We start from the raw sequence: 13,564 nt of genomic DNA, 5'->3' as shown, positions 1-13,564 counted from the left end.
GTATGGCGTCCAGGTGCTACACCTCCGACTTACCGGTTTTGTAGCCCACACCGCGCACGGTGAGGATAATCTCCGGGTTCTCCGGGTCGTGCTCGATCTTGGAGCGCAGACGCTGCACGTGCACGTTAACCAGGCGGGTGTCGGAGGCGTTGCGGTAGCCCCACACGGACTCCAGCAGCTCCTCGCGCGAGTGCACCTGGTTGGGCTTGCGGGCCATCTCCACCAGGAGGTCGAACTCCAGAGGTGTGAGCTGGATTTCCTCGTCGCCGCGGGTGACGGTGTGCTGTGGCACGTCCACGGTCAGGTCGCCGACTTCGAACACGTCTGCCGGGGTCTCGTCGGTGCGGCGCAGGCGCGCGCGGATGCGGGCGACAAGCTCTTTCGGCTTGAACGGTTTGGTGATGTAGTCGTCCGCGCCGGACTCCAAGCCCAGCACCACGTCCACCGTGTCCGTTTTGGCGGTGAGCATGACCACTGGCACCGCGGACTCCTTGCGGATCTCGCGGCAGATGTCAATGCCGTTCATGCCCGGCAGCATCAGGTCCAAAAGGATCAGGTCCGGGTCGAACGAGCGGAAAGCAGGCACCGCCTCAACACCGTCCGTCACGGAGCTGGTTTGGAAACCTTCGGCCTCCAACACGATTGTGAGCATCTCGTTGATCGCCGGGTCGTCGTCCACCACAAGGATCTTCGGTGCCATGCGTCCTCCTCTATCCTTTTCGCGCTGAGCCGCTGAGCTTGAACTGCTCTTCTACTCCGTCAGCTCGCTCACTACCTGCATGATAACCGCCGGATCTGCGGTGCGAAGCCACCGGCTCACCCAGTTGTGCTCCGCCAGCTCCGAATATGCCTGGAAGGTCGCCACCTGCAGAGCCACGTCGCGCTCGTAGCGGTCGCGGGTGCGCGTTGCGTCCTGCTCTTCGCGCGCCTCTGCGCGCTCGCGGGCAACATCCGGGGTGGTGTCCACCAGAACCTGCAGATCCGGCTTGGGCAGACCCAACTTCTCAAACTCCAAGTCGTGCACCCACTTCACCGCAGCCGCGTCACCCGTGCGGGCGCTGGTGTACGCCGCGTTGGACGCCACGTAGCGGTCCAGGATGATGATGCGGTCTCGTCGGCCAGCGAAGCCGTCGAGAAGCTGCTTCGCCCCATGCCTGTCCAACGCGAACATGGTGGCCATACCGAACGCGGAATCTGTCAGATCGCCCATGCGCCCGTGCAGGGCGTCCTGCGCCAGCTGGGCGTGCACGGACGTCTCATAGCGAGGAAACGCCAAGGTCTCAGCGCCGAAGCGCTCTTTCAGCGCGGTGACAAGCGTGTTTTTGCCGGCACCATCTATGCCTTCAACAGCGACAATCATGCAGTTACGCCAGCGCCTCGAGGAACTGCTCCAGATCCTGCTCGGTGTCCGCCTCCTCGAGCACGGCGGCCGCGGACTCAACCAGCTGCTCGTCCATCTCGTCCGGACGCATACGGATAAACGGGTAAGCCTCAGCGATCTCACCGGCAGAAAATGGCGCACCCGCCCAAATCGCGGCGATCGTGGCCGCGGCCTGGCCGTTAAGGAGCTCATCTTCGCTCGGATCCTGCTTCGCGGCGAGGAGGACCGCGTCACGGACCGCCTCGAAAACCTCGTCGAAGTCAAGATCGACCAGCTCGTCCAGGAAGTCGGTGTTGGCATCGACCGTGAAAATCTGCTCGTCCCAAGTGCTCACTGCGGCGCTCCTTCCAAAGATGGTGCGCGAGCGGGCGCCCGCGCGTTGCGTTACACCCATCTGTATACGGCAAAACGCGCCCCCGGGGCAGCCAAACGCGCAACGACTCGCCGCGCAGGGGTTCCGCATTTACCATCCACGTGCTATAAACAGTGCTACAACGCAAAACGTTACCAATTTGTAACTCAGACGCGGGGCCGAAGCGCCCCGCGGGAGGAGCCACCGTGGAAGGGACCGCACGCCGGGTAGCCGTTTTCATCGGCGCTGGTGCACTCCTTGCTGCCCTCGTCGGGTTCACCGTGTGGGCCACCTCCTCGCCCGGGCAGAACAACCGCGCCGGTTTCACCGCGGAAGCCGCTGGCACCACCGGCACCAGCGCCACGCCCACCACATCGAGCCCGACCACGGAAACGGTGACGGAGAACCAGACACACACCCGGACCGTGCGCAGCTCTGCAAGCGCCGCCAACAACGGACGCAACGCCAACCTCGGCGCGGGCGCTTCCGGCCGAGCCAATTCCGACGAAGGACGCGCCGGCGCTGCCGTGCCCACCGGCTACAACGCGGCACAGGACCCGTACCTGCCGCCGCACGCCGTGGTTGCTCCGGCACCGGAGTCGGGGCAGCCGTCCCGCGTGTACCGCCCGTCCAACATCGTGCCCTCCCCTGCCCGTCCGCAGGCAGCGCCGCAGAACGCCAACCCGGCGGCAGAGCCAACCCCGGCGGGCGCACAGACCAGCACGCGCACTTCCTCCCAGCAGACGCCGGCCAGCACCCCGCCGCGCGAGCCGGGCGAGCCGGGCGAGAGCAGCGCCGCACAGACGAGCACCCCTGCTACGCCGGCACCTGGCGGGTCTGAAGTGCAGCCGTCGGAGGCCACCGAGCCGACGCGCACCCCGGCACAGGAGCCGTCGAAGCAGCCGGAACAGCCGCAGACCACTGAAGCGTCCGACGAGTCCGAGCAGACGCCGCAGCCTGGTCACGGCTCCGGCCCGTCGCACGGCCCCGACGATATGGGCGGCTCGGGCAACGCGGGCGGCGCGGCCGGCGTCCAGGTAGGAGAGCCGACAGAACAAGAGCCTTCTCACACGCAAGATTCGCAGCAGAGCGCGGCACCAAAGACGCGGCTTGAAGGCGCAGGCGCGGCAGCACAGCCGTCCGCGGGCGCCGAAATCACCGACAACGCCGACTCCGCTTCCGCATCGCAGGTGCCCCCGGAGGTCACCGCTGCGGAGGAGCCCGCGGCGCCGACCCGTGTGGCGGGCAAGGAAGACGTTGCGGGCTACCCGAAGGAAGATGAAGGCATGACGGCCCGCGGCGTGTTGGACAAGATCACCGGCCGTTAAACCATGCAGCGCTCACGGCCGCGTAGCCGCTAGGCCGTAGCCACAAACACCTGGGCCGCGCCCTCGGCGATCAGCTCCACTTCTCCTTCGCTCGCCGGCGCCCAAGCTCCGTTGCCCTGGGACAGCACAAACCCGTCGGCGCCGCGCACCTCGCCGGAGGTGCACAGCACAATCGCTGGGCCGTCTTCGTCGATGGCCAACGTTTCGCCGTCGGCAAGCGAATGCACGCGCACCGCGAAACTGTCCACCGGAAGCTGGAACTCCACGCCGCCGTGCGACGGGGCCGCCTCCGCCCGCGGGTTTTCCAAGGTGCTGAAGTCCAGCACCTTCACCAGCTCCGGCACGTCCACGTGCTTGGTGGTCAGCCCTCCGCGCAGCACGTTGTCGGAGTTGGCCATGACCTCCACGCCCAGCCCCGACAGGTAGGCGTGAAGCTGGCCGGCACGCAAAAACGCCGCCTCACCGGGCGCGAGCGTGAGCACGTTCAGCAGCAACGCCGCCAACACGCCCACGTCGCCCGGGTAGGCCTGGTTGAGCTCGAGGTAGACCTCCGCGGCTTCCACCATCCAGGCAGGGGCAGTGCGTTTCTCAGCGAGCTGCTCAGCCGCGCGCTGCACCGATTCGATCAACTCCACCCGCGGCTGGTGCGGCAGCGAGATCAGGGTGGTAAACAACGCGCGCAGGTCGCCCTCGCCGTCCGTGGGCAACAAGGTGGCGTAGCGGTCCAGCTCCGCGCTGCCGAGCTCGGCAAAAAACGCGGCGGTGTCCGGAACCGGACGGAACCCGGCCAACGCGCGGAACTCGGTCAGCGCGACAATGAGCTCGGGCTTGTGGTTCGGGTCCTTGTAGTTGCGGTTCGGGCTGTTCAGCGCGATGCCCTCGGCGTTTTCGCGCGCAAAGCCTTCCTGTGCCTGCTCCAGCGAGGGGTGGGCCTGGATGCTCAAGGGCGCGGCCGCGGCGAGCAGCTTGACCAGAAACGGCAACTGGTCGCCGTGCGCTTCTGTGACCCTTTTGCCCAGCGCGGCGGCCGGGTCGGCGGCAATGGTTTCGTCCAGGCCTTGCCCGTTCACCGTCGCCGGGGCGGCCGGGTGGGCACCAAACCAGAGTTCCGCCTGCGGCTGCGGGCTCGGCGAAGGCTCGCCGCGCAGCTGGGCGATCAACGTGTGAGAGCCCCAGGGGTAGGGGCGCAGAGCTCCTTCGAGGTGCTCCATGGTTCTCCTTCTACTCCTCCGTGGCGGCGGCATCGGCCTCGGCAGCAAGCGCCGTTACCGCGTAGGCCCGGGCAACCAGGCGTGCCGCGCGGGCCGCCAGATCATCCGCTTCAGTCTCCACAGATTCCATCTGGCTGCCTGCCGGGGCCACCGGATCGGTGGCCTCGCACGTCCAAACAACGGTTGTTAAACCTACCAGCTTCGCGGGTCCGTCGAGGTAGGGGTCGTGGAAGATATCGTCCGCGGCGGAGGCGGAATTACCCTCCTGAGCACGCTCGACGGCAAAGGGAAGCTCGTGGTGGTCCACAAAGGACGCGGGGATGCCGTGTGTGGACCACAGCGCCGCGACGAGCTCCGCCACCGCACTGCCTGCCACACCGAATCCGGTGTGCAGCACCCGCGCGCCGTCAACCCGGGACCGCAGTTTGCGCGCGGCGTTGACCGCCACGTCGCGCCGCGGCGAGACAGATTCCAGCTCCGCGTCCACTTCAGACGCCAGCAGCTCGAAGCGCTCCGCCGCCACCTCGGCCGGCTGGCGCAGCGCCAGCAGCACCGCACCCACGACGGCGCAGGTACGCAGCGGGGAGGCGCCAGCAGTGTCGGGCAGGGCGGGAATGACGGTGGTGGCCTGTGGTGCGTCTTCAAGCAAGGGCCCCTGATTCGGACCGGCGAGGATGGTCTCTGCGCCGCGGTCCGCCGCGGTGATCAAACCGCGCAGGTCCTTCTCGCGTCCGGCGTTGTCGCCCACAACCACCACGACATCGAGTGCCCCGACGTACGCCGGCAGCACGTCCACAACCACCACCGGCACCTCAAGCGGGGCGGCAAAGGTTGCCACCGCTCGCGCCGCGGCCGCCGCGACCTGGTCGGTGGCCAGCACGACCACGCTGCGGGGTTGCAGTCCGCGCAGGCCTTCGAGCAGGTGCGCCGCCTGGCCCACGGCACGGAGCTGGGCGCCCTCGTGGGCGATGTCGAAAAACAGGGCGTCTTCCCTGGAAAATCCGCTCATACCCCGCGAGCGTACGCGGGGAACCTCAAGCGCGGATGATGCCGAGGATTTCCTCGGTCAGCGCGTCCACCTCGTCGCGGGTCGGCGCCTCGGCGTTCAGGCGCAGCAGCGGCTCGGTGTTGGAGGCGCGCACGTTGAACCACGCCTTGGAGTCTTTGAGCTGCACGGTGACGCCGTCGAGGGTGTCCACGGATTCCGCGCGGTCCGCAAACGCGTCCACCACGCGCTGCGTGGCAGCGGCCTGGTCGGCCACCTCGGAGTTGATCTCGCCGGAGGCGGTGTAGCGCTCGTAGGCGCCCATCATCTCGCTCAGCGGCGCGTCCTGTTCCGCCAGCGCGGCCAGCACGTGCAGCGCTGCCACCAGGCCGGAGTCGGCGTTGAAAAACTCCGAGAAGTAGTAGTGCGCGGAGTGCTCGCCGCCGAACAGCGCGGAATGCTCCGCCATCTGCGCCTTGATGTAGGAGTGCCCCACACGCGTGCGCACGGCCTTGCCGCCGTGCTCCGCAATCAGCTCGGGCACCGCGCGCGAGGTGATCAGGTTGTGGATGATCGTCGCGCCCGGGTGCTGCTTAAGCGTGCGGGTGGCGATCAGCGCGGTGATCGCGGACGGGGAGACGGCCTCGCCGCGCTCGTCCACCACAAAGCAGCGGTCCGCGTCCCCGTCGAAGGCGAGGCCGATGTCTGCTCCCTGTTCCACGGTGAACTTCTGCAGGTCAACCAGGTTCTTCGGGTCCAGCGGGTTCGCTTCGTGGTTGGGGAAGGTGCCGTCGAGCTCGAAGTACAGCGGGCGGATGTCCATATCCCCCAGCACCGCCGGCACCGTCATGCCGGCCATGCCGTTGGCCGCGTCCACCGCCACAACAAGCTTGCGGCGCGCAGGAACCGGCACAAGCTCGCGCAGGTAGGAGGCGTACTCATCCAGGGCATCATGCTTATCGACGCCCCCAGGCTCCCCCTCATACTCCGGCACACCCTCGAGGATCATGCGGGCGATCTCGCCCAGGCCGGTGTCCGTGGACACCGGGGTCGCACCGGCGCGGCAGAGCTTGATGCCGTTGTACTGCGCCGGGTTGTGTGAAGCGGTGAACATCGCGCCGGCGCAGCGCTTCGTGCCGGCGACGAAGTAGAGCTCGTCGGTAGACGTCAGCCCCAGCAGGGTCACGTTGAGGCCCTGGCTGGCGGCGCCTTCCGCGAAGGCGTCTGCAAGCGCGGGCGAGGACGGTCGCATGTCGTGGCCGACCGCGATGCGGGTCTCCCCCTCCCCGCGCAGGATGTGCGCGAACGCCGCGCCCGCGGTGCGGACGAAGTCCTCGTCGATGGTCTCGCCAACGACGCCGCGGACGTCGTACGCCTTGATAACGCTCTTCAGCGTCTCCTTCGTGTGCTCAATAGCCATGCGCGGTATCTTATCGCGCGCCCCGACACGGTCCTGCGCAGACCGCTTTGGCCGCCGCAGCTACTGCTCAGACTCCGGGTCCGGCACGATGCGCAGGTGGGAGCGCCGCGCCGCCTTGGCCGCAGCGATCTGCTCTTCCACCCGCTTCGTGCGGTGCACCGGGTGGTTGGAGGTGTCCGGGTTGTTGAAGTCTTTGTCCGCCGAATACTCGATCGGGTCCTGGCCGGTTTCCACCAGCCCGGTGGTCACACGCCCCGCTTCGCGCACTGCCTCCGCGAGCGCGGTGATGTCGGTGTTTTCGTCGTCCAAATCGTCGTCGAGCTCGACGTGCTCGACGCGGACCAGCTCCCAGCCCACCGGTGCGGTGATGTGCGCGGAATGACGTTCGCAAAGATCCCAGGCATGCGGGTCCGGGGCGGGCGCGAGCGGTCCGACCACTGCCGTCGAATCCGCGTACGCGTAGATCAGCGTGGCCACGGCGGGCCGGCCGCACCCTGGGCGGCAACAACGGCGGTAGATATTCACGGCGCCAAGTCTAAACCCCACATTGAGATTTCGATAGTGCAACGCGGCGCGCCCACGCCACCTTTGCTGCGCCGCGAAATAGCATTGCCAGCTATGAGCTCCACTCGCCCCTCCCACGTGCAACCGGCCCGCAACCGCCACGGCCGGGGCGTGCGCGGGCCCATCCTGCCGGTCGGTGTGCCGCGCTACCGCACCCGCGCCAACGCATTCGACCAACTGGTCATCGACGCATACGCGCCGCTTCACAACCAGTACTTCAGCGAGCTGGCCGGCGTCGACCTCGCCGTCGACACCATTCCGCGGATGCGGTTGAGCCCTGACATGACGGTGCTGCCGGACGAGATCATCGCCGACGGCCCAGTGCCGCTCGGCCGTGTCTTGCAGGCGGGCGTAGACAGGCAGGGCAACCCCACACGCGCGCGCTTCGTGGTGTTTCGCATGCCCATCGAGCACCGCACCTCGACAGCACAAGAGCGGTCAGAACTCCTCACTTGGGTTCTGACCGCTCTTGTGGCCAATTACCTCAACTTGGATCCGAGGACTATCTCCCCAGACTTCCCCTGGTAGGGCCCTAGCTGATCTGCTTTTTCAGGCGGCGGCGCTCACGGTCGGAGAGCCCGCCCCAAATCCCGAAACGCTCGTCGTGCTCGAGTGCGTATTCCAAGCACTCGTCGCGCACGGCGCACGCCTTGCAGATTCGCTTCGCCTCACGGGTCGAGCCGCCCTTCTCGGGGAAGAACGCCTCCGGGTCGGTCTGGGCACACAGTGCCTGATCCTGCCACTCCTGCTCGACGGCGCCGAACAACTCGTCGAGGGTCATCCCTCCTGCGGCCGCGCCGCGGAGGGTGGCGTCTGCCTGGTTTTCCACGCCATTACCTTCCTTAGTTGCTTGTCGGTCGTATAAGAGTGGTGACCGCAGTTCCCGGCTGGCGGGTTCTGCGGATAACACTGTTGTGATTACACACCGCGACACTAAATAGCCGCAACCAGAATTCCGCAGTTTTCGGCCTGCGCTCCGCAATTCCCACGTCGCCCGTCACACGAGTCACACCAGTCACATACAAGGAAAGATGGGGGTGGACATAGGGGGTACTACATCTAGTAGTGCCGGGGATTTGAGCAACTATTTGCCGGTTTTGGCGTGTCGCTTACGCGTCCGGAGAGAAACGCACTCCCGAATCCGGAATTTCCACGCCCGGCCACACGCGCATGCCCGCCTGCAGCTCGCACCGCGCCCCGATCCGAGCGCCGTCGCCAATCACGCAGTCCGTGACACGCGCGTTCGCGCCGATCGTCGCACCTGCCGCGATAATGGAGTTACGCACCATCGCACCGGGCTCGATGGTCACGCCGTCGAAGATCACCGAATCGTCCACGCGCGAGCCAGCGCCGATCTCGCAGCCGCGGCCCACAGCGGTGCCGCCCATGAGGATGACGCCGTGCGCGACGCCAGCGGAGTCGTCCACAAGCGACTCGCCCGTGCGCCCCTCCAGCAACGGCGAGTACGCGATGCCGCGCACCACATCCGAGGACCCCTGGACGAAATCGTCCGGGCGGCCCATGTCGCGCCAGTAGGACGAATCCACGTGCCCAACCACCTTCGCGCCGGAAGACAACAGGCCCGGGAAGGTCTCGCGCTCCACCGACACCACGCGGTCGGCCGGGATCTGCTCGATCACGGAGCGCTTGAACACGTAGCAGCCGGCGTTGATCTGGTCGGTCGGCGGATCCTCCGTCTTCTCCAAAAACGCCAGCACGTTGCCGTCCTCGTCCGTCGGCACCGAGCCGAACGCGCGCGGATCCGGCACACGCACCAGGTGCAGCGTGACATCCGCGTCCTTGTCAACGTGGGTGGAGGCGATGGCGGACAGGTCCGCGCCGGAGAGGACATCGCCGTTGAACACCATGGCGTTGTCGTAGCGCAGCTTGTCCAAAACGTTGCGGATGCCGCCGCCAGTGCCGAGGGCTTCCTCCTCCACCACGTACTCGATTTCCAGGCCGAAATCAGAGCCGTCGCCGAAGTACTCCTCGAACACCTCAGCCTTATACGACGTGCCCAGCACAACGTGGTGCATACCGGCGGCCTTGATCCGGGCCAACAGGTGCGCCAGGAATGGATACCCCGCGGTGGGCAGCATTGGCTTCGGTGTCGACACTGTCAGCGGGCGCAGGCGCGTGCCGCGCCCACCCACCAGGATCACCGCATCCATCTCTGCCACTGCCCCGTCGGCCGCCTGTGCGGCGCCGATGTGCTCCGAAGTCGCCATTGCTCGTCCTTTTCTTCCTGCCTACTGGAGTTCTCTCTAAGTTTTGTTGCACCGGCTCGGCTTGCGCAGCCCAAGCTGGAACGCCCCGCGGACTTTCAACCCGAGCCACAGCGCCCAACGCAGCGGGGCCTGCCACGGGTGCGGGTGCCTATCGCGCTGGAAGCGGTAGGCCGAGCCGTGGTGCGCGGGCACCGTGACCTTGCGGAACTTGCCCGCCACATGGCCCTGATCGTGCAAGATCACCGACGACGGGCAGTACAAGTTATCCCACCCGGCGCGCGAAAGCCTGTCGCCGAAGTCGATGTCTTCCAGGTACATGAAGTAGCGCTCGTCGAAGCCGCCGATGGCATCGAAAGCATCCCACCGCACCAGCAGGCACGCGCCGGAGAGCCACCCTGCGGTGCGCTGGACGTGCATGTTCGCGTCTGCTTTGTAGGCGCGGGAAAAGGGGTTGCTCGGCCAGACGTCGTAAAGCAATGCATGCCCGATTCCCGTTGCAAGTCCTGGCACCTCGCGCGCGCTGGGGTACGCGGAGCCGTCCGCTTCCTCAATGCGCGGGCCCGCCGCCCCCGCCTGCGGCGCGGCGTCGATGCAGCGGATCAGCTCGTCGATGCTGCCCGGGCCAAACTCAACGTCGGGGTTGACGATGAGGAAGTAGTCGCTTCGGATTGCATTTGCTTCTCGACGCTTCCTCAGCGACGCGGCCGCGACATTAATCGCCGCCCCGTATCCGATATTTCCCCCGGTGGGCAGAAACTCCACATGCTCGTGCTCGGCGGCCGCGCGCTGCGGCGAGCCGTCGGTGGAGCCGTTATCCGCGCAGACCAAGTACACCTTGCCGCGCGTCGCTGCGTCGAGCGAGGCAATCAGGTGCGACAAATGCTCGCCCGGCGAGTACGTCACCGTAATCACCGCAAGCGGCGGACCGCCCGCCGCTGCCTCAGGTATATGGAGAAAGTCTGCATTCACAATGGCTGGAATCATACCCACCGGTGGGGCCGAAATTGGTGTACGGCACAGGCACTGCAGCAGGGATTCGAGAGGGGATGTCGTATACTTCCCCGCGTGACTGACCCCAACCGGCGTGCCCGCGACATTCAGGCGGCACCATCGCGAGCGCGAGACGTGTCCCAATCCGGACACCCCGTGGTCAAAGGGGTCCTTGCAGTGGTCTCTGCCCTGGCGATCACCCTGTCCGGCGTCGGCTACTTCGCCGTCGGCCGCTTGGGCGGGCAGCTTTCCGCCTCGGAGCTCGACGTCAGCTCCCAGAGCAAATCCAAGGGCAAAGGCAATAAGGACGACGCGGCGCTCGACGGCGCGGTGGACATCCTGCTCGTCGGCTCCGACTCGCGCACGGACGCCCAGGGCAACCCCTTAAGCGAGGACGAGCTCGCCCGCCTCAACGCCGGCGTAGCCGACGGTGAGATCAACACCGACACCATCATGGTGGTCCGCATCCCGGAGGACGGCTCCAAGGCGACCGCCGTGTCGATCCCCCGCGACACCTACATCCACGACACCACCTACGGCAACCTCAAGATCAACGGTGTCTACGGCGCCTACGCCGCCGACAAGCGCGAAGAGCTGGTCGAAGAGGACGGGATGTCCGAGGGCCCGGAGCTGGAGCAGCGGGTTGCCCGCGCCGGCCAAGAGGGGCTCATCGACGCAGTGGCCAACCTCACCGGCGTAGAGGTCGACCACTTCGCGCAGGTGGGGCTGCTCGGTTTCGTCCTACTCACGGATGCCGTGGGCGGCGTGACCGTGTGCCTGAACAATGCGGTGGACGAGCCTTTGTCCGGCGCCCACTTCCCCGCCGGCGTCCAAACGCTCAATGGAACCCAGGCGTTGTCCTTTGTGCGTCAGCGCCACGACCTGCCCCGCGGCGACCTCGACCGCATTGTCCGCCAGCAGACCTTCATGGCGTCGCTGGTGCGCAACATGCTCTCCGCGGGCACCTTGACCAACCCGGCGCGCCTGCGCGAACTCGCCAACGCCGCGGAGCGCTCCGTCACGCTGGACAAGGACTGGGATGTGGTCCGCTTCGCGCAGCAGCTCTCCGGCCTGGCCGGCGACAATGTCACGTTCACCACGATCCCGGTCACGTCCGTCAACGGCGTCGGCGACTACGGCGAGTCCATCATCACCGTCGACGTGTCCCAGGTGCACCAGTTCATGGAGGACTCGGTCAAGCCCGCGCAGGAGGACGACCAGGAAAACAGCCCGGAAAACGACACCGACGCTTCAGACTCCCCCGCCGCAGATTCCACGATGCTCGGCAACCAGGACGTCATCGTGCTCAACGCCGGAGCTGTGCCGGGCCAGGCCGGCCGCGTCGGCGAGGAGCTATCCAGCCAGGGCGTCCAGGTCTCCGAGGTGGCCAACGCCATGGAGGGCCTGTACTACCAGAGCCAGGTGGTGGCGCCCGACGCCAACGATCCCGCCGCGCAGGAGCTCGCCCGCATCCTCGGCGGTGTGCCGGTGGTGGCCAACGCCTCGCTCGAGCCGGGCACGATGGTGGCCGTCGTGGCCGAGGATTACGCCGGACCGGGCGTGATGACCGCGGAGGAAGCGCAGCAGGAGGCGCCGGTGGGCACCCCTGGCGAGGACTTTGGCGCCACCGAGATCGCCCCCGAGATCACCGCCGACGGCGACAGCCCGCGCTGCGTGAACTAACACCGCCCCCGACACCTAGGCCGGCATCGGCACCCTGATCGTGTTCACGGTGGTGTTCTGGCTGTTCTGGCTGGTTCGACTTGCCGTTGGGGCCGGGCGCGTCGATCATGCTGGCGTCGTAAAGCAATTGCCCCTTACGATGGGCGGGCATGAGCATGTTCGCACCGCTGATGCAGACCGACCCGTCGTCGCCGCGCCTGACCGTCTACGACGACTCGCGCGGCGTGCGCATGGATTTTTCAGCGCAGACGCTGGACAACTGGGCCAGCAAGGTCGCCAACATGCTCGACGAGGAGTTCGACGCCGGCGACGAGGTCGCCATTGATCTGCCGGTGTCGTGGCAAGCGGCGGTCATCGCGATCGGCGCGTACAACTCCTCGCGCACCCCGCTTATCGACGCCTCCGGTGCTCCCTCCCCCGACCTCATCTTCACCACCCTGGACGGCGCCGCGCGGTGGAGCGAGGTGCCCGATTGCGTGGTGGTCTCCGACGACCCGTTCGGCCGCGGCGTGGTGGAAGCTGGCGGCGAGCTTCCCGTAGGCACTGTGGACTTCGGCCCCACCGTGCGCTTCTACGGCGACGACTACTTCGGCACCTCGCCTGCGCTGAGCGAGTTCACCGTGCCCGGCATCGATGCGCAGCGCTACCTGGTGCAGGACTGGCACACCACCGATGAGTTCGCCGCGAACGTGCTCGGCCCCATCGCAGCCGGCGGCTCCGTCGTCGTGGTCACCGGGCTGGTCTCCGCCGAGCGGCTGCAGGAGATCGCCGAGGCGGAGAAGGTCACCCGCTTCATCGACGGGCAGTAACGCCCGGGTCGTCGCGGGTCGTCGCGGGTCGTCGCGGGGGCCTCGCGGGTCGAACCGACTCAGTCGGTTATTCTGTGGCGGATATACCCGTGCTCACGCCAATGAAGGGACCGCCCATGCTCACCAGCTCCATCTCCCGCCGCGCCATCGCCCCCGCACTGGCCGTCGCCCTCGTCGCAGGCGGCGCACCGGTGGCCGCCGGTGCGGACCAGGCCACAGGCACCGCCGCCGACCAGGCTGGTCAGGGCACGCAGTCCAGCGGCCCGGGCAGCTCCGAGTACACCCAGGACGAGATCGACAACGCCAAGCGCTTCGCGGGCCTGCTCGCCGGCATCATCACCATCGTGGCCAGCATCGGCGCCGCGGGCCTGTACTTCGCTGGCCCGCACCTGGGGCTGAACCTGCCGGGCCTGCAGAAATAGCCTCTCGGTCACACAACCCCTGGGAGCCAAACCCTGGGAGCCCGGGGAGTTGTCAGTGGGTGAATGCGCCACCTCGACTTGGAGGTTGTTGTGGCGGGTCGTTGGACTCCGAAGGATGTGAAGGCTGCGTCTGTGGCGCGGCTTGTTGCAGGCGATGATGTCGGCGAGATTGCGCGTGATGCCGGTGTGGC

Annotated in this window: 15 protein-coding genes; 5 read left to right on the top strand and 10 right to left on the bottom strand. The window is 67.1% G+C overall.

Features of this window, described 5'->3' with window-relative positions:
- Window positions 1–16: 16 nt before the first annotated feature.
- The 3 genes from mtrA to NUW87_RS09580 are packed head-to-tail and all read right to left on the bottom strand — an operon-like array spanning window position 17 to window position 1,715.
- On the bottom strand, window positions 17–700 hold the full coding sequence (gene mtrA, locus NUW87_RS09590; protein WP_063938587.1) for an MtrAB system response regulator MtrA: 684 nt from the start codon (window positions 698–700) through the stop codon (window positions 17–19).
- A gap of 51 nt (window positions 701–751) precedes the next feature.
- Window positions 752–1,360 (bottom strand): dTMP kinase, encoded by a 609-nt coding sequence (locus NUW87_RS09585; RefSeq protein WP_269028269.1) that lies wholly within the window; start codon window positions 1,358–1,360, stop codon window positions 752–754.
- A gap of 4 nt (window positions 1,361–1,364) precedes the next feature.
- Complete coding sequence (locus NUW87_RS09580; protein ID WP_269028268.1) at window positions 1,365–1,715, bottom strand: hypothetical protein; 351 nt, start codon at window positions 1,713–1,715, stop codon at window positions 1,365–1,367.
- Between the two features lie 224 nt (window positions 1,716–1,939).
- Between NUW87_RS09580 and NUW87_RS09575 the strand changes: the two genes are divergently transcribed.
- Window positions 1,940–3,061 (top strand): hypothetical protein, encoded by a 1,122-nt coding sequence (locus NUW87_RS09575; protein WP_269028267.1) that lies wholly within the window; start codon window positions 1,940–1,942, stop codon window positions 3,059–3,061.
- A 29-nt stretch (window positions 3,062–3,090) separates the two neighbouring features.
- Here the strand turns inward: NUW87_RS09575 and manA are convergent, their stop codons facing one another.
- Genes manA through NUW87_RS09555 form a run of 4 tightly spaced genes read right to left on the bottom strand, consistent with a single transcriptional unit; the run spans window position 3,091 to window position 7,202 of the window.
- Window positions 3,091–4,272, bottom strand: a complete 1,182-nt coding sequence (gene manA, locus NUW87_RS09570) for a mannose-6-phosphate isomerase, class I (protein WP_239218534.1) — start codon at window positions 4,270–4,272, stop codon at window positions 3,091–3,093.
- A gap of 10 nt (window positions 4,273–4,282) precedes the next feature.
- A complete protein-coding gene (locus tag NUW87_RS09565; protein ID WP_269028265.1) occupies window positions 4,283–5,281 on the bottom strand; it encodes a hypothetical protein in 999 nt (332 codons plus the stop codon).
- Between the two features lie 25 nt (window positions 5,282–5,306).
- Window positions 5,307–6,677, bottom strand: coding sequence for a phosphomannomutase/phosphoglucomutase (locus NUW87_RS09560; protein WP_269028264.1), 1,371 nt, complete (start codon window positions 6,675–6,677; stop codon window positions 5,307–5,309).
- A gap of 60 nt (window positions 6,678–6,737) precedes the next feature.
- A complete protein-coding gene (locus NUW87_RS09555; protein WP_269028263.1) occupies window positions 6,738–7,202 on the bottom strand; it encodes a DUF3499 domain-containing protein in 465 nt (154 codons plus the stop codon).
- A 93-nt stretch (window positions 7,203–7,295) separates the two neighbouring features.
- On the opposite strand from NUW87_RS09555, the gene NUW87_RS09550 reads away from it, so the two are divergent.
- Window positions 7,296–7,769, top strand: a complete 474-nt coding sequence (locus tag NUW87_RS09550) for a metallopeptidase family protein (RefSeq protein ID WP_239218541.1) — start codon at window positions 7,296–7,298, stop codon at window positions 7,767–7,769.
- Between the two features lie 4 nt (window positions 7,770–7,773).
- Here NUW87_RS09550 and NUW87_RS09545 read toward each other — a convergent pair whose 3' ends face one another.
- The 3 genes from NUW87_RS09545 to NUW87_RS09535 all read right to left on the bottom strand — a co-directional run bounded on the left by NUW87_RS09545 (window position 7,774) and on the right by NUW87_RS09535 (window position 10,438).
- Window positions 7,774–8,022, bottom strand: a complete 249-nt coding sequence (locus NUW87_RS09545; RefSeq protein WP_172796738.1) for a WhiB family transcriptional regulator — start codon at window positions 8,020–8,022, stop codon at window positions 7,774–7,776.
- A gap of 328 nt (window positions 8,023–8,350) precedes the next feature.
- A complete protein-coding gene (manB, locus tag NUW87_RS09540) occupies window positions 8,351–9,469 on the bottom strand; it encodes a mannose-1-phosphate guanylyltransferase (RefSeq protein ID WP_269028262.1) in 1,119 nt (372 codons plus the stop codon).
- Between the two features lie 36 nt (window positions 9,470–9,505).
- Entirely contained in the window at window positions 9,506–10,438 is a 933-nt protein-coding gene (locus NUW87_RS09535; protein ID WP_269028261.1) for a glycosyltransferase family 2 protein, read from the bottom strand.
- A 96-nt stretch (window positions 10,439–10,534) separates the two neighbouring features.
- Here NUW87_RS09535 and NUW87_RS09530 point away from each other — a divergent pair, with 96 nt between their 5' ends.
- The 3 genes from NUW87_RS09530 to NUW87_RS09520 all read left to right on the top strand — a co-directional run bounded on the left by NUW87_RS09530 (window position 10,535) and on the right by NUW87_RS09520 (window position 13,373).
- A complete protein-coding gene (locus NUW87_RS09530; RefSeq protein ID WP_269028260.1) occupies window positions 10,535–12,142 on the top strand; it encodes an LCP family protein in 1,608 nt (535 codons plus the stop codon).
- Window positions 12,143–12,291: 149 nt separating this feature from the next.
- Complete coding sequence (locus tag NUW87_RS09525) at window positions 12,292–12,951, top strand: TIGR03089 family protein (protein WP_269028259.1); 660 nt, start codon at window positions 12,292–12,294, stop codon at window positions 12,949–12,951.
- A 116-nt stretch (window positions 12,952–13,067) separates the two neighbouring features.
- Window positions 13,068–13,373, top strand: coding sequence for a hypothetical protein (locus tag NUW87_RS09520; RefSeq protein WP_239218551.1), 306 nt, complete (start codon window positions 13,068–13,070; stop codon window positions 13,371–13,373).
- The last annotated feature ends 191 nt before the right edge of the window (window positions 13,374–13,564 follow it).

It is taken from the genome of Corynebacterium pilbarense (genome assembly GCF_026930265.1).
GTDB lineage: Bacteria > Actinomycetota > Actinomycetes > Mycobacteriales > Mycobacteriaceae > Corynebacterium > Corynebacterium pilbarense.
This window is presented reverse-complemented; position numbering and strand designations above follow the sequence as displayed.

Excerpts from the sequence above, each read along its gene's own strand:
- NUW87_RS09585 (WP_269028269.1), bottom strand. The coding sequence starts at position 1,360 with ATGATTGTCGCTGTTGAAGGCATAGATGGTGCCGGCAAAAACACGCTT.
- manB (WP_269028262.1), bottom strand. The coding sequence starts at position 9,469 with ATGGCGACTTCGGAGCACATCGGCGCCGCACAGGCGGCCGACGGGGCA.
- NUW87_RS09560 (WP_269028264.1), bottom strand. The coding sequence starts at position 6,677 with ATGGCTATTGAGCACACGAAGGAGACGCTGAAGAGCGTTATCAAGGCG.
- NUW87_RS09520 (WP_239218551.1), top strand. The coding sequence starts at position 13,068 with ATGCTCACCAGCTCCATCTCCCGCCGCGCCATCGCCCCCGCACTGGCC.
- mtrA (WP_063938587.1), bottom strand. The coding sequence starts at position 700 with ATGGCACCGAAGATCCTTGTGGTGGACGACGACCCGGCGATCAACGAG.
- manA (WP_239218534.1), bottom strand. The coding sequence starts at position 4,272 with ATGGAGCACCTCGAAGGAGCTCTGCGCCCCTACCCCTGGGGCTCTCAC.
- NUW87_RS09545 (WP_172796738.1), bottom strand. The coding sequence starts at position 8,022 with ATGACCCTCGACGAGTTGTTCGGCGCCGTCGAGCAGGAGTGGCAGGAT.
- NUW87_RS09550 (WP_239218541.1), top strand. The coding sequence starts at position 7,296 with ATGAGCTCCACTCGCCCCTCCCACGTGCAACCGGCCCGCAACCGCCAC.
- NUW87_RS09565 (WP_269028265.1), bottom strand. The coding sequence starts at position 5,281 with ATGAGCGGATTTTCCAGGGAAGACGCCCTGTTTTTCGACATCGCCCAC.
- NUW87_RS09525 (WP_269028259.1), top strand. The coding sequence starts at position 12,292 with ATGAGCATGTTCGCACCGCTGATGCAGACCGACCCGTCGTCGCCGCGC.